Raw genomic sequence first — 21045 nt, 5'->3', positions numbered from 1 at the left:
GAAAACATACGGATTTAAGGTACAAACGAGCGGTAGCCGTGTCCGCAATACTTATGGTCAAACATTTATAAAACACTAAAGTTTCGCTGGCGCTAGTCTCAGACTAGTGCCTAGAGCATCGGTTGTAGCCTTTCGAGTAATCAATAACTTCCTTATTTAACAAGCAAACAAATATCCCTCTTCGGGGGTTACAGGGCGCTTTCCATTAAAAAAGCGCATCGGTGAGATGCGCTTTTAAGGACTTTCTAGTTTAGTTTAATTGGTTTGTTGACTAACTCAAATAATTAAATAATCGTGGATTGCCCTAAATGTATATTAGTAAAGTTTAGATTGGTCTCGTCTGGATTGTGAATAAAATCCTCAATAAAATCACCAACTTTTGTGGTGCTTATATGATCGTATTTGTTGTTTAAATCTGGTGTGGTAATGTGTAGTTTTAACGACTTGTCAACACCTTCTCTCACACGGTTTGCTTCTTCATCTAAACCAAAATGGTCTAATAGCATGGCAGCCGATAAAATAGACGCAATAGGGTTCGCTATGCCTTTATTAGCTGCTTTGGTGTATGCACCGTGAATTGGTTCAAACATCACGTGCTTATCGCCTATAGAAGCAGAAGCTAATAAACCTATAGAACCTACAATAACACTAGCCTCTTCAGAAAGGATATCACCAAACATGTTTTCAGTTAAAATCACATCAAACTGTCTTGGGTTAATAATCAAATCCATAGCTGCATTATCGATGTAAGTGTAATCTAATTTAACATCAGAATATTGCTTTGAAATGTCTTTAACCACACGACGCCAAAGTCTTGAGCTTTCTAGAACATTCGCTTTATCTACTAAAGTTAATTTGCGTTTTCTCGATTGGGCAGCTTTAAAAGCAGCATGCGCAATACGTTCTATCTCAAAACGTTGGTATTCACAAACGTCTGATGCTGTATTGCCGTCTTCACTTAGGTGTCTTTTTCCGAAGTAAATACCGCCAGTTAACTCTCTATAAATAACAAGGTTTGTATCTCTAATCGCTTTTACTTTTAGTGACGATTTGTTTAATAAATCTTCATAAGCAATTACGGGTCTGATGTTAGTATGTAATCCCAACTCCTTACGAATACCTAAAAGGCCTTGTTCAGGACGAACTGTCGCGTCAGGATCGTCGTCATACTTTGTGTTACCAATCGCGCCAAATAAAACAGCGTCTGCTTTCTTACATATTGCAATGGTTTCATCAGGTAAAGCTGTACCTGTTTTTTCTATAGCTACGCCACCAACTAGGGCTTTGTCAAAAGTAAATACGTGATCAAATTCCATGGCAATAGCTTTCAAAACCTTAACGGCTTGAGCTGTCACTTCTGGTCCGATACCATCTCCGGGTAAAACGCCAATATTTAACTTCATATCTAACTTTTTATAGTGGTAATTTCCGCGAAAGCGAAAACACCAACGTGGCTACTAATTTACGCAGAAATAATTTCTTTATAAACTTTACTGCTTGCTATAATTTTATGGATGTCTTCATCATCAACTTCTTTTTTCTTGTCTGCAAAATCTAAAAAGATGGTGTAGATTTCGTCCAATTGAAGTTTTGTAAGTTCATAACCCACCTTTTTTGCTCTATAGGCTAAGGCTGCTCTTCCAGAACGTGCTGTTAAAACAATTGCCGATTCGGTAACACCAACATCCTTAGGATCCATGATTTCGTAAGTTTCACGGTTTTTAATCATCCCATCTTGGTGAATTCCAGAACTGTGAGCAAATGCATTCGCACCAACAATGGCTTTGTTAGGTTGTGTGTAAATACCCATGCTATCGGAAACCAATTGGCTTAATCCGTAAAGCATTTCTGTTTTAATTCCGGTGTCTAAGTTTAGGTAAGGGTGTTGCTTCATAATCATAACCACCTCTTCAAGGGCAGTATTTCCTGCACGTTCTCCAATACCATTAATGGTACACTCAATTTGTCTGGCGCCGTTAATAACACCTTCAATGGAATTTGCTGTTGCTAGACCTAAATCGTTATGACAATGGCATGAAATAATCGCTTTTTCAATGCCTTTCACGTTCTCTTTTAAGTACTTAATTTTAGCACCATATTCACTTGGTAAACAATAACCTGTTGTATCCGGAATGTTTAATACTGTTGCCCCCGCTTTAATGACAGCTTCGCAGATACGCGCTAAATACTCGTTATCGGTTCTTCCTGCATCTTCAGCATAAAATTCAACATCCTCCACAAAGGTCTTAGCGTAAGATACGGCTTTTACAGCACGTTCTATAATCGCTTCCTTAGTAGAATTGAATTTATACTTAATATGAGATTCTGAAGTACCAATTCCCGTATGAATACGTCCGGTTTTAGCAAGTTTTAATGCTTCACCAGCTACTTTTATATCGTTCTCTACAGCACGTGTTAAACCACAAACTGTAGCATTTTTTACAATTTTTGAAATCTCTACAACCGATTTAAAATCTCCAGGGCTAGACACTGGAAAACCAGCTTCAATAATGTCAACACCTAAAAAATCCAGCTGTTCAGCAATGATTATTTTTTGTTCAGTATTAAGCTTACAGCCAGGGACTTGTTCGCCGTCTCTAAGAGTTGTGTCAAAAATTTGGACTTTATTATCAGACATTTATTAAAATTTATTTTCGTATTGTTTTACGAATGTATATTTTGGTTTTGTAAATATTCCATTCTACATTTGTTTTTTACGATGTTAAACACATTGATAAAACAGTTAAAAAGCTGTATAACAGAATCTTACGTATGTTTTTATAACTATGACAAGAGATCAAAAAGATAATTTATTTGTTTTAATTAAGTCGTTATCCAAATCGGAAAAACGACAATTTAAACTTTATGTAGGGCGATTAGGTGTTAATGAAGATTCCAAATTTTTGACCTTGTTCAATATTCTGGATAAGTTAACGACCTACGATGAAGTCGTGATTTTAAAAAAGGGCATTGTTAAGAAACAACAATTGTCTAATTTAAAAGCACACCTATATAAACAGATCTTAATTAGTTTACGTTTAAACCCGTCGCATCAAGATGTGCGTATTCAAATTCGGGAACAGTTAGACTTCGCTACCATTCTTTATCATAAAGGCTTATACAAGCAGAGTTTGAAAATTTTGGATAAGGCTAAAAATTTAGCCATCGCTAATGAAGAAAAGAATGCAGCTTATGAAATTGTCGATCTAGAAAAAGTTATTGAATCGCAATATATAACACGTAGTCTAAATAACAGAGCCGATCAATTGTCGATTGAAGCCAAAGAACTAAGTCGTCAAAATGTATTAGCGAGTAAGCTTTCAAACTTATCACTTCAGTTATATGGTCAGTTTTTAAAAACGGGTTATGTTAAAAATGAAGCGGAAACCAAAAGGATTACCGATTATTTTAATGCCAGGTTGCCTAAATTCCATATAAGTGAATTGGGGTTTAGAGAAAAATTGTGGCTTTACAAGGCTCGATTATGGTATAGTTTTTTGACTCAAGATTTTTTAGCCTGCTATAAGTATTCCAAAAAGTGGGTGGAATTATTCTATCAAAATAAAGACATGATTTTGTTAAATCCTGTCTTTTTCCTTAGAGGAAATCATTATTTATTGGAGTCGCTTTATTACTTGAGACAATATAATAAATTTAAATTCTCGTTATCGCGATTTGAAAATATCATTCAGGAAAAATGGTTTCCAATGGATGATAATATTGAAGGTTTGTCATTTCTTTTTATTTATAACAATAAATTTAATTTGCATTTTATTGAAGGTAGTTTTGAAGAAGGTCTGCCTTTAATTGATGATGTTTTAGAACGCTTAAAAAAATATAAAGATCGTATAGACGAACATCACGTTATGGTGTTTTATTATAAAATAGCGAGCATGTATTTTGGTGCTGGCGATAACCGCAAATGTATTTATTATCTAGAAAAAATAATAAGTAATAAATCGCTGCAAATGCGAGAAGATTTATTGTGTTTTTCAAGAATTTTAAATCTTGTAGCCCATTACGAAGCTGGATTAGATTACAACCTTGACGTTTTAATTAGAAGTACTTATAAGTTTTTAATTAAAATGGAAGATTTGTATGAGGTTCAAAAAGAGTTTATTAAGTTTTTACGTGGCTTGGGAGATATTTATCCGCACGAAGTGAAAAATGAATTCATTAAACTTCATAAAAAATTAAAAGAGTTTGAAGATGATCCTTATCAAAGTCGCGCCTTCTTATATTTAGATATCATCTCTTGGCTAGAATCTAAAATTGAAAATAAACCTATTGGTGAAATCATTAGGAATAAGTTTGTGTTGATGGAACACAATGGTTTATCATAGCATTGTTTTTGGTGGTTCTTGAAAGTAAAAAAGGCCCTGTTTACCTGTGAGTTATACCTGGTATAGGCATTGAAAATATAAAATAACTTCATAAAAATTTGGATATTAACTTTTTCTGAACGAATATTTGCATTCACAAAGTTCAAAAAACTTATTGAAATGTTATCAAGAAAGGCAGAGGGATTAGACCCAATGAAGCCTTAGCAACCCTTTACCTGTAAAGAAGGTGCTAAATTCTACCCTTAATCGGATAGATAACGAAACGAAATTACCTACTGTAGTTTCTAAATTCTTTATAACATTTTTCTATTAAGCACACGGTCGATAATCGTGTATTTTGACTTTTTGGTTTCTCAAAGACCTTCAGGAAATGTTTTTTTTCTGTGTCCTTTGAAATTTTTATTCTCGCGAAGGCGGGAATCATTATTAACTAAAAAAATTAGAAAAATGAGTACACAAAAATTAGCAACAGACGCATTACATGCCGGACATGATTTTGCAGCCAATGGCGGCACAAGAGCCGTTCCAATTTATCAATCTTCTTCGTATGTTTTTAACAATTCAGACCATGCGGCGAATCTCTTTTCATTAAAAGAATTAGGGTTTATTTACACCCGTTTAAACAATCCAACAAATCAAATTTTACAAGACCGTTTAGCCGCTATCGAAGGCGGTATAGGTGCTGTCGTTTTTGCTTCGGGTACTTCGGCGATTTCTACAGGTTTACTTACTTTATTAAAAGCAGGCGATCATATTGTAGCGTCAAGCAGTTTGTATGGTGGAACTTATAATTTGTTGAGTGTAACGTTACCGCGTTTGGGTATTACAACCACTTTTGTTGATGGTTCTAATCCTGACGAGTTTGCAGCCGCTGTAAAAGACAACACCAGAGCGTTTTTTGTAGAATCTTTAGGGAATCCGAAATTAGATGTTTTAGATATTGAAGCCATTGCGGTACATTCAAAAGCAGCAGGCGTTCCTTTTATAGTAGATAATACGGTGGCAACGCCAGCTTTACTAAATCCGATTAAGCACGGTGCGAATATCGTGATACACTCGTTAACGAAATACATTGGCGGACAAGGGACATCGCTTGGAGGTGCTATCATTGATGGTGGTAATTTTGATTGGGCCAACGGGAAATTCCCTGAGTTTACAGAGCCTTCAGCTGGATATCACGGTTTAGTATACCACGAAGCTTTAGGTGCTGCGGCATATACTTTTAAATTAATTTTAGAAGGTTTAAGAGATTTCGGTGGTGCTTTGAGTCCGTTTAACGCCTTTCAAATCATTCAAGGTTTAGAAACCTTACCGGTTAGAATCAAGCAACATTGTGAAAACGCATTGGAACTAGCCAAATGGTTAGAAGCGCAGGAAGAGATTGCTTGGGTAAATTATCCAGGTTTAGAAAGTAATAAATATAAAAAGTTAGCCGATAAATATTTGCCAAAAGGACAAAGTGGTATTGTTACTTTCGGACATAAAGGCGGGTTTGATGCTGCAAAAAAGATAGCAGATAACACCAAATTGTTCTCATTATTGGCTAATATTGGCGACACAAAATCTTTAATCATTCATCCCGCAAGTACAACCCATCAACAGTTGGATGAAGCTGAGCAAAATTCGGCAGGGGTTTCAGCAGATTTAATAAGATTATCTGTGGGAATTGAAGATATTGAAGACTTAAAAGCAGATTTGTCAGAAGCTTTTAAGACGATTTAAATTAAGAACACAACGTTTTAAAATATAGAATTTGGAGCAGTCATTGCAACATATTGTCATTAAAGATTTCGTTACCGAAAATCAAACCCTTAATTCCGAAATCAATTTAAGCTACCAGGTTTTTGGTAAACCTATTGGTGAGGCACCTATTGTTTTGGTAAATCATGCCCTTACGGGGAATAGTCATGTAGCCGGAAAAGGGGGCTGGTGGAGTGATTTAATTGGAGATGACAAAGTTATCGATACCAAGCTTTACACCGTTCTGGCTTTTAATATTCCAGGAAACGGTTTCGATGGTTTCGTGATTGATAACTACAAAGATTTTGTAGCTAGAGATATCGCGAAGTTGTTTTTAATTGGTTTAGAAGAACTTAAAACAGGTAAATTATTTGCCGTAGTTGGAGGTTCGTTAGGTGGTGGTATTTCATGGGAAATGGCTGTGATAAAACCAGATTTAACCGAAAATTTGGTTGTAGTAGCAACCGATTGGAAATCCACCGATTGGCTAATTGCAAACTGCCAAATTCAAGAGCAATTTTTACTAAACTCTAAGCATCCTGTTCATGATGCGCGTATGCATGCTATGCTATGTTACCGCACGCCGGAGTCGTTTAAGGAGCGTTTTCAACGTTCAAAAAATGACGATTTAGAGATTTTTAATGTGGAGAGTTGGTTGTTACATCACGGTGATAAGTTGCAAGAGCGTTTCCAGCTTTCTGCTTATAAATTAATGAATCAGCTGCTTAAAACCATTGATGTTACTAAAGGGAGAACCGAGAATTTTAATGTGTTAGAAAACATTGAAGCCAATATTCATATTGTTGGAGTGGATTCCGATTTGTTTTTTACTGCGGAAGAAAACAGAGAAACCCAAAAACAGTTGGCATTAACACATCATAATGTGACGTATAACGAAATTAATTCCGTACATGGTCATGATGCGTTTTTAATGGAATATGACCAGTTGGAAAAAATAATAGAAGGCATTTTTGTGCCAAATTCTAAAAGAAAAAGAATGAAAGTATTAAAATTTGGAGGCAAATCATTAGCAAACGGAGAAGGTTTAAACACCGTGCTTTCCATTATAGAAAATAAAGTAAACGCTGGCGAGCGCATCAGTATTGTGGTTTCGGCAAGAGGAACGGCAACCGATGATTTGGAAGCTATTTTAAGCAAGGCCTTAAAAGGAAAACCTTATAAGGAGGATTTAGAAGCTTTTAAAGCCTATCAAAGTGCCCCGTCTAAAAATGTGGATTTCACAACAGAATTTTCCACTTTAGATAAACTTTTTGAAGGAGTTAGCTTATTAGGGGATTACAGTAGTAAGACCAAGGATAATATTTTGGCGCAAGGCGAATTGTTATCGGTTAAGTTAATTACTAGTATTTTAGATGCACGTGGTATTAAAGCACATGCTACCGATTCGCGTGAGCTTATTAAAACCGATGAGGTTTTTGGAAATGCGCAGCCTTTAGCAAAATTATCTAAAGAGAATACCCAAGCTTATTTTAAAAAGCATAAAGATACCGTGAACGTGATTACTGGTTTTATCGCTTCTAATTTAAAGAATGAAACCACCACTTTAGGTAGAAACGGTAGTAATTATACGGCGGCATTAATCGCTAATTTTTTAGATGCTGAAGAGCTTCAGAACTACACACACGTTAACGGAATTTACACAGCAGACCCAAATATGGTTGCCGATGCGCAGCAAATTAGAGAGCTGTCGTTTAGTGAAGCAAATGAGTTAGCGAATTTCGGAACCTCGGTGTTGCATGCTAAAACAATCATTCCGCTTGTTGAAAAAAACATCAGCCTCCGAATATTAAATACCTTTAATCCAGATGATGAAGGGACTTTAATTACCGCAAGACCGAGCACCAAAGAAGTAACGTCGTTATCGGTTTTAGATAATGTGGCGCTTTTAAATTTTGAAGGCCGCGGATTGCTAGGTAAAATTGGTGTAGATGCTAGAATATTTAAAGCTTTAAGTAATTACGGTATTAGTGTGAGTATCGTTTCTCAAGGGTCTTCGGAACGTGGTATTGGGTTAATTATTGATTCGGATCAAGCGACGCAAGCAGTGATTGCTTTAGAACGTGAGTTTGAAGGTGATTTTTACTCGCAGGATGTTAATAAAATTGATGTGGTTGATGATGTAGCTGTAATTTCCATCGTGGGAATTGAGTTGAGTTCCTTCCATAAACCATTTAATGCGCTTATAAAAAACCAAATTACACCACTGTTATTTAATAATACGGTGACTGGAAAGAACGTGAGTTTGGTGGTTAAAAAGGACCAACTGCATAAGGCGGTAAACGTGATTCATGGTGAAGTTTTCGGAATTTCAAAAAAGATAAACATTGCTATTTTTGGCCACGGAGGTGTTGGAGGCGCGTTAATTAATCAGATTTTAAAATCGAAAGGTGATATTGAATCTCGTAAAGGCATTAACCTTAATATTTTTGCCATAGCCAATTCTAAAAAGCAATTGTTAAGTAAAGATGGCGTTGAATTAACTTGGGAAGAGGATATAAAAACAACGGATAATAACAGCTCATTGGCAAATATTATTGCCTTTGCAAAAACCAATCATTTAGAGAACTTAATTGCCGTAGATAACACAGCAAGTCCTAGTTTTTATGAAAATTATATTCCTTTAATTGAGGCTGGTTTCGACTTGGTGTCTTCCAATAAGGTAGCGAATACGGTATCGCATAAATTCTATAAGGATTTACGTTTTGAGTTAAAAGAAAACAATAAGCAATATTTATACGAAACCACGGTTGGTGCAGGTTTACCGTTAATTGATACCATTAAGTTGTTACACGAGTCGGGAGAGAATATCACGAGAATTCGTGGGGTGTTTTCAGGGACTTTAAGTTATTTATTCAATAATTTTTCTGTGGAAGACAAAGCGTTTAGTGAAATTATTCAGGAAACGATCGACAAAGGTTTTACAGAACCAGATCCGCGTGAGGATTTCTCTGGAAATGATGTGGCTAGAAAATTGTTAATTCTAGCAAGAGAGTTAGATTTGCATAATGAGTTTGAAGATGTTGAGGTTCAGAATTTAATTCCGGAACAATATCAAAACATTTCGGTGGAAGAGTTTTTAAAACAATTGGATGTTTTAGATGATGAATTTCAAAAACTGAAGGCTAACCAGGAGCCAGATCACGTGTTACGTTATGTAGGTGATTTGTCTGGAGATTTATCTCAAGATAAAGGGAAATTGGAAGTCAAATTAGTATCTATTCCTGAAGATAGTACTTTAGGCCATGTTAAGGGAAGTGATGCGATTTTTGAAATATTTACAGAATCTTACGGTGAACAACCTATCGTGATTCAAGGTGCTGGAGCAGGAGCAGAAGTAACGGCGCGTGGGGTGTTTGGTGATATATTGAGATTGTCTAAACACATTAATTAAATTCCTGCGAAAGCAGGAATCTCAAGAAGAATATGTTAAAGGATAAATTCAGTTTAGGGAAGAGTGTCTAGGCGGGAATCTCAAGAAGCATAAAAATATAAGTCCAAATTAGGTTTAGAAAACCTCAAAGGCTAACTAGTTAAAACAGTAAGTCTGGTAATTTAACCAACTTTGGCGGATAAGCGCATTAGGGATAGAAGCGGCATCCTTTTTTTGCCTCCTAAAAGGTGAAAAAAGATATAGCGGAAAGCCCGACCCGATAGGGAAATGCCAAACAATGAATTATTAAAACGAATTATGAGTAATAACAAGAAATTTGAAACTTTAGCGATTAGAACGCAGACAGAAACGTCTCAGTTTTCGGAACATTCGGTGCCGTTGTATTTAACATCAGGCTTTGTTTTTGACGATGCTGAGGAAATGAGAGCCTCGTTTGCAGAAGAGAAACAGCGCGATTTATACAGCCGTTACAGTAATCCGAACGTCAACGAATTTGTTGACAAGGTGTGCTTGATGGAAGGGGCAGAGGCAGGTTTTGCTTTCGCGAGTGGTATGGCTGCGGTGTTTTCAACGTTTGGAACTTTGCTGGATGCTGGAGATCATGTGGTGTCCTGTAGTTCGGTTTTTGGTGCAACCCATGGTTTGTTTACTAAATATTTACCGAAATGGAATATTGAATATTCTTATTTCAATGTGAATGAAGTTGATAATATTGAAAACTTAATCAAGCCAAATACTAAATTTATCTACGCTGAAACACCTACGAACCCTGGTGTGGATGTGTTGGATTTAGATTTGTTAAGTGCCATTTGTAAAAAACATGGTTTGTTGTTGGTGATTGATAATTGCTTTGCAACGCCGTATTTACAAAATCCGATTAAACATGGAGCCGATTTAGTAATCCATTCGGCTACAAAATTAATGGATGGTCAAGGGCGTGTGCTTGGTGGTGTAACCGTGGGTAAAAAAGAATTGATTCGTGAAATTTACTTGTTTTCAAGACTTACTGGTCCGTCGATGAGCGCGTTTAATGCTTGGGTGTTATCGAAATCTTTAGAGACATTAGCGGTTAGAACAGATAAACACTGTGAAAATGCGTTAAAATTGGCAACTTTTTTAGAAGGGCATCCAAAAGTAACCTGGGTAAAGTATCCTTTCTTGAAGTCGCACCCACAACACGAAGTGGCTAAAAAGCAAATGAAATTAGGAGGTAATATTATCGCTTTTGAAGTAAAAGGCGGCATAGAAGGTGGTAGAACATTTTTAGATGCCATTAAAATGTGTTCGTTATCGGCTAACTTAGGAGATACAAGAACCATTGTAACGCACCCTGCAAGTACAACGCACGCTAAAGTAGAGGCCGATGTAAAAGCCGCTGCTGGTATTACCGATGGTATGGTGCGTGTATCTGTTGGTTTGGAGCATGTAGATGATGTGATTGCCGATTTAGAACAGGCTTTACAATAAGCAAAAACCTATTAAATATAAATGAAATGCCTTTACATGATTGTGGAGGCATTTTTTTTAGAATTAAATTAGAATGGTTGCTGAATATTTAGGTGTTGTTATTGAGGGTGACGGGCTTGCAACCTCCCTGTATTAAGATTTAACAGAATATTTGCAAATTGGTTAACCAATTATAAGTACCTTTGCAGTGCTTTAATTTTATTTAAAAAAGCGTACTGATATGAAGAGATTACCTTATTTGTTTATTGTTCTATTATTAGGTTTTGCAGTATATAATTGCAGTAGTCCAAGTGATGATTTTGAAGAGGTTGAGCAGGAAACACCTACCGAGCCAGAGGAAGATAAGGAACCTGAGCCTGAGCCTGAACCAGAACCTGAAGAGGATAACGATGGAGAACTTGATCCAAATAGAGCACCTTCTGAAAATTTTGATTTATCAACTTGGAATTTGAGTATTCCAGTGAATAGTGGAAAAGGTACAGCGCTTACAAAAACGGTGGCTGAAATAAATGCAGGTTATGAGCATGATGAGTATTTTTACACTGCAGCAGATGGCGGTATGGTTTTTAAATGTCCTAATGATGGTTTTAAAACCTCTGTAAACACTTCGTATACTCGTGTTGAATTACGAGAAATGCTTAGGGGGACGAATACCAGTATTAAAACGCAGGGTGTTAATAAAAACAATTGGGTTTTCGGTACTGCCCCAGAAGCTGATAAAAAAGCAGCCTTTGGATATGATGGTGAAATGACCGCAACATTGGCTGTAAACCATGTAACAACAACAGGGAGTAATAGTCATATTGGTCGTGTTATTGTAGGGCAAATTCATGCTAATGATGATGAGCCTGTTCGTATTTACTACAGAAAATTAAAAAATAACGACTTAGGATCTATCTATTTTGCTCACGAACCTACCGACGGTAACGGTGATGAGCAATGGCATGAAATGATTGGTTCTCGAAGTAATAGTGCTTCCAACCCTACTGATGGCATTGCATTAGGTGAGAAATTTAGTTATGCCATTAAGGTTACAGGTGACGCTTTAACCGTTACGATTTCAAGAGAAGGGAAGCCAGACGTATATAAAACTGTAAATATGAAAAGCAGTGGTTTTAACGTTTCTGGACAATATATGTATTTTAAAGCTGGTGTTTATAATCAAAATAACACGGGTGATGCTGATGATTATGTACAAGCTACTTTTTATGCATTAGAAAAATCGCATACAACGTATTAGGTTTAAAAACAGTATAGTAAATGAGTTTATATACTCATATTTATACAACCAAGTTAAAGCATACTAAAACACTATAGACTATTATTCTATGGTGTTTTTTTATTTTAAGGCTGTAATAAAATATCTATATTAGCAGGATGTTATCTAAGAAAACAAAATACGGATTAAAGGCCCTTACCTTTATTGCTCGAAGTGAAGGAGATATGCCTTTACAAGTTGCCGAAATTGCTAAACAAGAACAAATTCCGCAGAAATTTCTAGAAAGTATCCTGCTAACTTTAAGAAAATCGGGAATCTTGGGTTCTAAAAAAGGAAAGCATGGTGGTTATTATTTAAGAGAGGAACCTTCGGAAATTTTAATGACCGATGTTATGCGTGTTTTAGAAGGGCCCATTGCCATGGTACCCTGCGTAAGTTTGAACTACTACGAAAAGTGCGACGACTGTGTAGATGAAGATTTATGTAGTGTCAATAAGTTGATGCTTCAGGTACGTGATAGTACGCTTAAAGTGTTCAGAAATACGACATTGGCCGATTTGTCTCATACAGGTGAATAAGAAATTCTTAAATTATCTACACTTTTCTTAAAGAAATAAAACCTTAGCCTGAAAAATATTCTAAAATTCTAAAAAGTTCGAGAATTACTTTTATATGTTATAAAATGTATTACTTTTGTAATCCCTACTAAATTGATAGGATTAATATAAAACGTCAACAAATGATTGCGCAGATGTTAATTAAAAATAAAGAGAAGTCTACATATAAAGAGGATAGTGCAACTGAAAAGCCAATTAGAAGTGTTGTAAAATCACTTAGTTGGAGAACTATCGGTACGTTAGATACGATATTAATTTCTTGGTTAGTAACCGGAGAATTAACCTTAGCTTTTTCAATAGGTTCTATCGAATTAGTAACAAAAATGGTGTTATACTTTTTCCACGAACGTGCATGGAATTCTATTAAGTGGGGAAAATAAATAAAGAATTATGTTTACAGAAAATCAAATAGAGGAATTAAACAAGGCGTTCAAGGATGCGGCACCAGCCGATATCATAAAAAAAGCGCTTGAACTTAGTAAGGAAGCCGTTGTTACAACAAATTTCAGACCGTACGAAGCTGTTATTTTACATGCTGTAAATGCAGTAGAGTCTGAAACTCCTGTAATCTGGTGTGATACAGGATATAATACGCCTCAAACCTATAGACATGCAGAGCAAGTGATTAAAGATTTAGCTTTAAATGTGTTTTTGTATGTGCCTAAACAAACATCGGCACATCGCGATGTGGTTATGGGAATTCCAACGGTTGATGCTCCGGAGCATGCTTTGTTTACAGAGCAAGTAAAGCTAGAGCCTTTTACTAGGGCTATGGCAGAACACAAGCCAAAAGTGTGGTTTACAAACTTACGTCAAGGGCAAACAGCCTTTAGAAATAGTATTGGGATTTTTAGTTTAAGTAAAGATGGCGTTTTAAAGGTTAGTCCGTTTTACTTTTGGTCTGATGAAAAATTAGATGGATATTTATCGCAAAATAACTTGCCAAACGAATTTAAATATTTCGACCCAACAAAAGCATTAGAAAATAGAGAGTGTGGATTACACGCTTAAAGCAGTTTAAAGTTTAAGGTTAAAAGTTTAATGTTGTAGTAATTAAGAAAAACCATCAACTAAAAACCACAACCAATAATCATAAAAAATTATGAAAAAAGACACATCCAATATTAACTCGCTAGAAAACGAAGCGATATATATTATGAGAGAAGTAGCGGCACAGTTTGAAAAACCTGTGTTATTATTTTCAGGAGGAAAAGATTCTATCACGTTAGTACGTCTAGCGGTAAAAGCCTTTTATCCTGCAAAAATTCCTTTTCCATTAATGCATATCGATACGGGGCATAATTTTCCAGAAACGATTGAGTTTAGAGACCGTTTATGTGAAGAATTAGGTTTAGAATTGATCGTGAGAAATGTTCAGGATTCTATTGATGAAGGTAAAGTGAAAGAAGAATCTGGACGTTATGCAAGTAGAAATATGTTGCAAACCACCACACTTTTAGATGCCATCGAAGAGTTCAAGTTTGATGCTTGTATTGGTGGTGCGCGTCGTGATGAAGAAAAAGCAAGAGCTAAAGAACGTATTTTTTCTGTTCGTGATGATTTCGGACAATGGGATGAAAAGAACCAACGTCCTGAATTATTCGATATGTTGAATGGCGATATTGAGCACGGTCAGAATGTACGTGTGTTCCCTATTTCAAACTGGACAGAACTAGATGTGTGGTCGTATATCGAACAAGAAAATATTGAAATTCCTTCAATCTATTTCGCTCACAAACGTAAAGTATTCTTAAGAGACGGTATGATTTGGTCTGCGGAAGATGATGTTGTTTATAGAGACGAAAATGAGCAAGTGATTGAAGAGATGGTACGTTTTAGAACCGTTGGTGATATGAGTTGTACAGCAGCCGTTTTATCTGATGCTGTTTCAATTTCTAAAGTTGTAGAAGAAATTAGAGATTCAACAATATCAGAACGTGGTGCACGTATCGATGATAAACGTTCGGAAGCAGCCATGGAAAAACGTAAACAACAAGGGTATTTCTAAAAATTTTCTTAAGAAAATTTTCGCTCTAAGCCTTAAGCTATATGCTTAACGCTAAAAAAAATAAAGTTCAGATTGCTTAAGGCGTAAAGCTTATAGCATAAAGCAAAAAATAAAATGGAAGTATTAAAAATTGCAACAGCAGGAAGTGTAGATGATGGAAAAAGTACGTTAATCGGACGTATTCTTTACGATACAAAATCATTGACAACAGATAAGTTAGAAGCCATTGAGAAAACAAGTAAGCAACGTGGTTATGATTACTTAGATTTTTCGTTAGCTACCGATGGTTTAGTTGCAGAAAGAGAACAAGGAATCACCATTGATGTGGCGCATATTTATTTTTCTACTAAAAAGAAAAGTTACATCATCGCCGACACACCAGGCCACGTAGAATATACGCGTAACATGGTAACTGGAGCTTCAACATCACAGGCTTCTATCATCTTAATTGATGCTAGAAAAGGGGTGATTGAGCAAACAAATCGTCATTTTTTCATCAATAATTTATTACGAATTAAAGATGTTGTGGTTGCGATTAACAAAATGGATTTAGTGGATTATTCTGAAGAAACTTATAATAAAATCAAAGAAGATTTTTCAGAATTAATGGGTAAGAGAGATTACCAAGATCAAAACATCACATTCATTCCTGTAAGTGCCTTAAAAGGTGATAATGTGGTAAACAAGACAGATAAAATGTCTTGGTATAAAGGACAAACCTTATTAGAGCATTTAGAAGAATTGGATAAATCGGATATTTTTAACGTAGGTACACCGCGTTTCCCTGTGCAGTATGTGGTACGTCCTAAAACGGAAGAATTTCACGATTTTAGAGGCTACGCCGGAAAAGTTTACGGTGGAAACCTAAGTGTAGGTGATGATATTGTTGTTTTACCGTCTCAAACAAAATCGAAGATTAAAGATATTTATTTCTACGACGAGAAGTATGAAACCGCTTCAAGACGTTCATCGGTAACCATTACTTTAGAAAATGATATCAATGTAAGTCGTGGCGATATGATTGTTAAAGCAGATGATCTTCCAACTATTGAAAAGCAATTTACCGCTAATGTTTGTTGGATGGATGCTTCTAATTTAACAACAGGAGGTAAATACTTAGTGCAACACGGTGTAAACAAAGTATTGGCTAAAGTTGATAAAATAAACCATAAAATACATCCAGATTATTCTGGAATCGAAGAGGGTGCTACATCTTTAGGTGTAAACGATATTGCTTCGGTAACCTTTAAATTAAACAAACCAATTTTTTACGATCAGTTTAAAAATCACAGAACAAATGGTTCGTTTATTTTAATCGACCCACAATCGAATAATACGGTAGGAGCTGGATTTATCCAGTAGAAAGAAGCGAGGCCCCCTAGCCCCCATAGGGGGAATTAGCTAGGTTGCGAAAAAAAAACCAAACAGTTTCACAAAGTTTTAAATTTTGTGAATTGTTGAAAAATAAAACGAGTTTGCTCCTCTTGAGTAATAATTTCTCCACTATGGGGAGATTAGGAGGCGCATTTAACAACAAAATTCTTGCACTACCCGAGTAAGAATTCCTCCCCTTTCGGGGAGGTTAGGAGGGGCATATCATGCAAACATTTAGATCAGAAATAGAGAATCCAGTTGTAGAAAGGGATATCATTGAATTAGCGAATAAAATTGAGCTTTTTAACAATGGTAAAATTGATGAGGAAAAATTTAGAAGTCTCCGTTTAGCTCGTGGGGTTTACGGTCAGCGTCAAGAAGGCGTGCAAATGATTCGTATTAAAATTCCTTACGGAAAATTAAAAAGTAATCAATTACGTCGAATTTCTGAAGTATCCGATGAGTATTCTCGTGGTCGCTTACATATTACCACACGTCAAGATATCCAAATTCACTATGTGGATTTGAATAGAACTCCAGAATTATGGGCAGAACTTGAAAAAGATGAGGTAACTGTGCGTGAAGCTTGTGGTAACGTGGTAAGAAACGTAACGGCTTCTGAAACTGCAGGTATCGATGTAAACGAACCTTTTGATGTGTCTCCTTACGCAGATGCCCTGTATAAATTCTTTTTACGTAACCCAATTTGTCAAGAAATGGGACGTAAGTTTAAAGTATCTTTCTCTTCTACCGATGAAGATACGGGATTATCTTACTTACATGATATTGGTTATATCGCCAAAGAGCAAAATGGGGTACGCGGATTTAAAGTTGTTGTTGCTGGAGGATTAGGTTCCCAGCCTCGTCATGCCGATGTATTGTTTGATTTTGTTGAAACCGATAAAATCATTCCAATCATGGAAGGTGTTTTAAGAGTTTTCGATCGTTATGGTGAGCGTAAAAGTCGTGCTAAAGCGCGTATGAAATTCTTATTAAAAGATATCGGTTTAGAGGCTTTTAAAGAATTAATTGCTGAAGAACAAAAAGCAATCGAATTTAAAACAGTAGCTATTGATGCTGATGCTTATGTGCCTTCAAAACCTGTTTCGGTGGAAGCGCCACAAGTTGAAATAATAGATCAAGAAGCTTTCGAATTATGGAAATCTACAAACCTTATTCCTCAAAAGCAGGAAGGTTATGTGGCTATTGGAATCAAAGTGTTATTAGGTGATTTTTATACCGATAAAGCTCGTTTATTAGCTGATTTAGTTGATGAATACGGTGCAGGAGAAGTGCGTTTAACGTTACGTCAAAATATCGTAATTCCTTTTGTTAAGGAAGACTTAGTACCACTTTTTTACCAAGAATTAGAAAAATTAGGATTTGTTGAAGCGGGTTATAATAAAGCCGTTGATATTACTGCTTGTCCTGGAACCGATACGTGTAACTTAGGAATTGCTAGTAGTACAGGAATTGCTGATGAGTTAGAGCGTGTGATTAAAGCAGAATACCCACAATATCTTAAAAACGAAGATTTAGTGATTAAAATTAGTGGATGTATGAATGCTTGTGGACAACATAATATGGCAAATATTGGTTTCCAAGGGATGTCGGTTCGTACGCCAGATAAATTAGTTGCACCAGCATTACAAGTTTTATTAGGTGGTGGTAATATAGGGGATGGAAACGGAGCTTTCGCCGATAAAGTGGTGAAAGTGCCTAGTAAAAGAGGGCCAGAGGCATTAAGACGTGTGCTTAATGATTATGAGGCCAATGCAGGTGGAAAATCTTATGTAGATTACTATAAAGAGAAAGGGCAGAAATATTTCTACGATTTCTTACAAGATTTACAAGATGTTAGCAACTTAACACAGGAAGATTTTATCGATTGGGGAACTAACGAAGAATATGTAAAAGAAATTGGAGTTGGTGAATGTGCTGGTGTTGTGATCGATTTAATTGCTACTTTGTTCTTAGAAAGTGAAGAAAAAATAGATAATGCTAAAGAATCTTTTGAAAACAAAGTGTATTCTGGAGCTATTTATTTCGCTTACCAATCTTTAGTAAATTCCGCGAAAGCGTTATTATTAGCAGAAAACAAGAAAACAAATACGCATGCTGGGATCATTAAAGATTTTGATGCCTTGTTTGTGGAAACAGAGAAAATAAATTTAGGAACTTCTTTTTCTGATTTAATCTACCAAATCAATAAATTTGCGCCAACGGAAGCGTTTGCAACAAAATATATTGATAATGCCAATGTGTTTTTAGCAAAGGTAAGAGCTTTCAGAGAATCGGAAACCGTTGCTTAACTAAAGTAAAGCAGTATAAATTTAATAAATGAAAGTAAAAACACCCATATTAACCGTTGTAGGCGCAGGTCCAGGAGACGAAGATTTAATTACGCTTAAAGCAATTAAAGCGATTGAATCTGCCGATGTGATCCTATACGATGCGCTTATAAACGAATCACTTCTTAAATATGCTTCAAAAGATGTAGAGCTTATTTTTGTGGGAAAACGCAAAGGGTGTTACGCTTTTCAACAAGAACAAATTAATGATTTGATTGTTGCTAAAGCGAAAGAAAAAGGACATGTGGTTCGTTTAAAAGGTGGCGACCCGTTTATTTTTGGTCGTGGTGCCGAGGAGATCGATTATGTAAGACCATTTGGTTTAGAAACCTTTGTGGTTCCGGGCATATCGTCTTCCATTGCTGCGCCTGCTTACCAAGGGATACCGCTAACAAAACGCGGTGCTTCCGAAAGTTTCTGGGTGATTACAGGAACGACTAAAAAACACCAGATTTCTAGTGATGTTGCGCTGGCAGCCAAGTCGTCGGCAACGGTAGTAATTTTAATGGGCATGAGTAAGCTAGACGAAATTGTAAAGATTTTTTCTGCTGAAAATAAACAAGATGTATCTATAGCTATCATTCAAAACGGCACTCGAGAGAATCAAAATGTTGGCATTGGAACCATTGGAACCATTCAAAAGATTGTTGCAGAAAAAGGATTGTCTTCTCCTGCAATTATAGTTATTGGTGATGTTGTGAGAGAACGCGCGGTATTAAGTTCTATTTATTCAGAAGTTAAAGAAGAATAGGAATGGAAAGAAATAATTTATATCCCATTTTTCTTAAAACGAAAAGTTTAAATATACTTATAGTTGGAGGTGGTTATGTGGCGGAAGAGAAATTAACCTTTCTTCTAAAATCAAGCCCCGATGCTAATGTTACGATGGTCTCTAACATGTTTAGAGAAGAAACGATTGCATTAGCAAAAAAGGGAAACGTCACTTTAATTGAAGATAAGTACAAGAAAAAATATTTAAAAGGAAAGCATATTGTGGTGGCAACTACCAATAAGCCTAAAGTAAATATTAAAGTGCATAAACACTGTAGAAAAAGGAGTCTTTTGGTTAATGTAGCCGATAATCCGCCATATTGTGATTTTTATATGGGTGGTATTGTAACCAAAGGCAACGTGAAAGTCGCGATTTCCACAAACGGAAAATCACCTACGACAGCCAAACGTTTACGACAGTTTTTTGAGGATGTGATTCCAGAAAATGTAGATGATTTAGTGCAGAACTTGAACGAATACAGAAAAACAATAAAAGGTGATTTCGAACAAAAGGTTGAAAAACTGAACGAATTCACAAAAGGATTAATTGAAAAATAAGTAAAAGTACCATACAATGATTGAAACAGATATACTAATAATTGGCGCGGGGCCAACAGGACTATTTACAGTATTCGAAGCTGGATTATTAAAACTGAAATGCCATTTAATTGATGCGTTGCCACAACCTGGCGGACAGTGTTCAGAATTATATCCTAAAAAACCAATTTATGATATTCCTGGATTTCCTGAAATTTTAGCTGGAGATTTAACTAAAAACTTACTTGAGCAAGCAAAACAGTTTGAACCTGGTTTTACTTTAGGTGAACGTGCAGATACGGTTGAAAAGCAAGAGGATGGTACCTTTATAGTGACTACTAATAAAGGAACAAAGCATCACGCTAAAGTGGTTGCTATTGCTAGTGGTTTAGGTAGTTTTGAGCCTAGAAAACCACAGTTGGAGAGCCTTGCTCAATATGAAGACAAAGGTGTGGAGTATATGATTAAAGAACCAGAAGTGTATCGTGATAAAAACGTCATCATTGCTGGTGGTGGAGATTCTGCTTTAGATTGGTCAATCTTTTTAGCCGATGTTGCAAAAAGTGTGACGCTTATTCATAGACGTAATGAATTTAGAGGGCATTTAGATTCTGTAGAAAAAGTGCAAGAATTAAAAGATGCAGGAAAAATTAATTTGATTACACCCGCTGAAGTTACAGATATTATCGGAGATGGTAAGGTTGAAGGTATTGAAATCACAAAAAAAGGAGAAGAGCCTTTTACTTTAGAAACCGATCATTTTATACCTTTATTTGGGTTATCACCTAAATTAGGACCTATCGCCAACTGGGGATTAGAAATTGAAAAAAATGCCATTAAGGTTAATAATGCCTTAGATTATCAAACGAATATCCCAGGTATTTTTGCTATTGGTGATGGTAATTTCTATCCAGGGAAATTAAAATTGATACTTTGTGGTTTTCATGAGGCGACTATCATGTGTCAAGCCGCATATAAAATTATACATCCAGGGAAGAAAAATATTTTAAAATATACTACAGTTTCTGGTGTAGATGGTTTTGATGGTTCTCGTAAAGAGGCCCCAAAAGCTGTTGTACAAGCTATTAATTAATAAGTTCAATTCAGCCTTTTAGATTTGAATTTAAAAGCTGTTAAAATAATATTCTAATCCTACAAAGTTTGTAAAAACCTTGTAGGATTTAGTGTTTAAAATAGGAGGATTTA

16 protein-coding genes and 1 riboswitch are annotated in these 21045 nt (G+C 35.9%); of the genes, 14 read left to right on the top strand and 2 right to left on the bottom strand.

Features of this window, described 5'->3' with window-relative positions; genetic code table 11:
• Nucleotides 1-284 precede the first annotated feature (284 nt).
• Nucleotides 285-1403: a 3-isopropylmalate dehydrogenase gene (gene leuB / locus KO493_RS00450; protein WP_216065990.1), complete on the bottom strand. Its 1119-nt coding sequence runs from the start codon at nucleotides 1401-1403 to the stop codon at nucleotides 285-287.
• A 59-nt stretch (nucleotides 1404-1462) separates the two neighbouring features.
• On the bottom strand, nucleotides 1463-2638 hold the full coding sequence (locus KO493_RS00445) for a 2-isopropylmalate synthase (protein WP_216065989.1): 1176 nt from the start codon (nucleotides 2636-2638) through the stop codon (nucleotides 1463-1465).
• A gap of 148 nt (nucleotides 2639-2786) precedes the next feature.
• Here KO493_RS00445 and KO493_RS00440 point away from each other — a divergent pair, with 148 nt between their 5' ends.
• The 14 genes from KO493_RS00440 to KO493_RS00375 all read left to right on the top strand — a co-directional run bounded on the left by KO493_RS00440 (nucleotide 2787) and on the right by KO493_RS00375 (nucleotide 20932).
• Nucleotides 2787-4343 carry a hypothetical protein gene (locus KO493_RS00440; RefSeq protein ID WP_216065988.1) on the top strand — a complete coding sequence of 519 codons (1557 nt, stop codon included), beginning with the start codon at nucleotides 2787-2789 and terminating at the stop codon, nucleotides 4341-4343.
• A 159-nt stretch (nucleotides 4344-4502) separates the two neighbouring features.
• Nucleotides 4503-4604, top strand: a riboswitch (SAM riboswitch).
• A 186-nt stretch (nucleotides 4605-4790) separates the two neighbouring features.
• A complete protein-coding gene (locus KO493_RS00435) occupies nucleotides 4791-6065 on the top strand; it encodes an O-acetylhomoserine aminocarboxypropyltransferase/cysteine synthase family protein (protein ID WP_216065987.1) in 1275 nt (424 codons plus the stop codon).
• Nucleotides 6066-6096: 31 nt separating this feature from the next.
• Nucleotides 6097-9495, top strand: coding sequence for a bifunctional aspartate kinase/homoserine dehydrogenase I (gene thrA, locus KO493_RS00430; protein ID WP_216065986.1), 3399 nt, complete (start codon nucleotides 6097-6099; stop codon nucleotides 9493-9495).
• Between the two features lie 297 nt (nucleotides 9496-9792).
• The gene (locus tag KO493_RS00425; RefSeq protein WP_216065985.1) at nucleotides 9793-10962 is read left to right on the top strand and encodes a trans-sulfuration enzyme family protein; all 1170 of its coding nucleotides are present in this window, start codon (nucleotides 9793-9795) and stop codon (nucleotides 10960-10962) included.
• 220 nt (nucleotides 10963-11182) lie between these two features.
• The gene (locus tag KO493_RS00420; protein WP_216065984.1) at nucleotides 11183-12202 is read left to right on the top strand and encodes a polysaccharide lyase family 7 protein; all 1020 of its coding nucleotides are present in this window, start codon (nucleotides 11183-11185) and stop codon (nucleotides 12200-12202) included.
• A gap of 137 nt (nucleotides 12203-12339) precedes the next feature.
• Nucleotides 12340-12759 carry an RrF2 family transcriptional regulator gene (locus KO493_RS00415; RefSeq protein WP_216065983.1) on the top strand — a complete coding sequence of 140 codons (420 nt, stop codon included), beginning with the start codon at nucleotides 12340-12342 and terminating at the stop codon, nucleotides 12757-12759.
• Nucleotides 12760-12920: 161 nt separating this feature from the next.
• Nucleotides 12921-13178: a DUF2061 domain-containing protein gene (locus KO493_RS00410; protein WP_216065982.1), complete on the top strand. Its 258-nt coding sequence runs from the start codon at nucleotides 12921-12923 to the stop codon at nucleotides 13176-13178.
• A 10-nt stretch (nucleotides 13179-13188) separates the two neighbouring features.
• Complete coding sequence (locus KO493_RS00405; protein ID WP_216065981.1) at nucleotides 13189-13809, top strand: phosphoadenosine phosphosulfate reductase domain-containing protein; 621 nt, start codon at nucleotides 13189-13191, stop codon at nucleotides 13807-13809.
• A 91-nt stretch (nucleotides 13810-13900) separates the two neighbouring features.
• Nucleotides 13901-14806, top strand: coding sequence for a sulfate adenylyltransferase subunit CysD (gene cysD, locus KO493_RS00400; RefSeq protein ID WP_216065980.1), 906 nt, complete (start codon nucleotides 13901-13903; stop codon nucleotides 14804-14806).
• Between the two features lie 114 nt (nucleotides 14807-14920).
• Nucleotides 14921-16168 carry a sulfate adenylyltransferase subunit 1 gene (locus KO493_RS00395; RefSeq protein WP_216065979.1) on the top strand — a complete coding sequence of 416 codons (1248 nt, stop codon included), beginning with the start codon at nucleotides 14921-14923 and terminating at the stop codon, nucleotides 16166-16168.
• 236 nt (nucleotides 16169-16404) lie between these two features.
• Nucleotides 16405-18492: a HEPN domain-containing protein gene (locus tag KO493_RS00390; RefSeq protein ID WP_216065978.1), complete on the top strand. Its 2088-nt coding sequence runs from the start codon at nucleotides 16405-16407 to the stop codon at nucleotides 18490-18492.
• A 28-nt stretch (nucleotides 18493-18520) separates the two neighbouring features.
• On the top strand, nucleotides 18521-19282 hold the full coding sequence (gene cobA / locus KO493_RS00385) for a uroporphyrinogen-III C-methyltransferase (RefSeq protein WP_216065977.1): 762 nt from the start codon (nucleotides 18521-18523) through the stop codon (nucleotides 19280-19282).
• Nucleotides 19283-19284: 2 nt separating this feature from the next.
• On the top strand, nucleotides 19285-19860 hold the full coding sequence (locus KO493_RS00380) for a precorrin-2 dehydrogenase/sirohydrochlorin ferrochelatase family protein (RefSeq protein WP_216065976.1): 576 nt from the start codon (nucleotides 19285-19287) through the stop codon (nucleotides 19858-19860).
• A gap of 16 nt (nucleotides 19861-19876) precedes the next feature.
• Nucleotides 19877-20932 carry an NAD(P)/FAD-dependent oxidoreductase gene (locus tag KO493_RS00375; protein WP_216065975.1) on the top strand — a complete coding sequence of 352 codons (1056 nt, stop codon included), beginning with the start codon at nucleotides 19877-19879 and terminating at the stop codon, nucleotides 20930-20932.
• The last annotated feature ends 113 nt before the right edge of the window (nucleotides 20933-21045 follow it).

It is taken from the genome of Pseudotamlana agarivorans (assembly GCF_018860245.1).
Lineage (GTDB): Bacteria > Bacteroidota > Bacteroidia > Flavobacteriales > Flavobacteriaceae > Pseudotamlana > Pseudotamlana agarivorans_A.
This window is presented reverse-complemented; position numbering and strand designations above follow the sequence as displayed.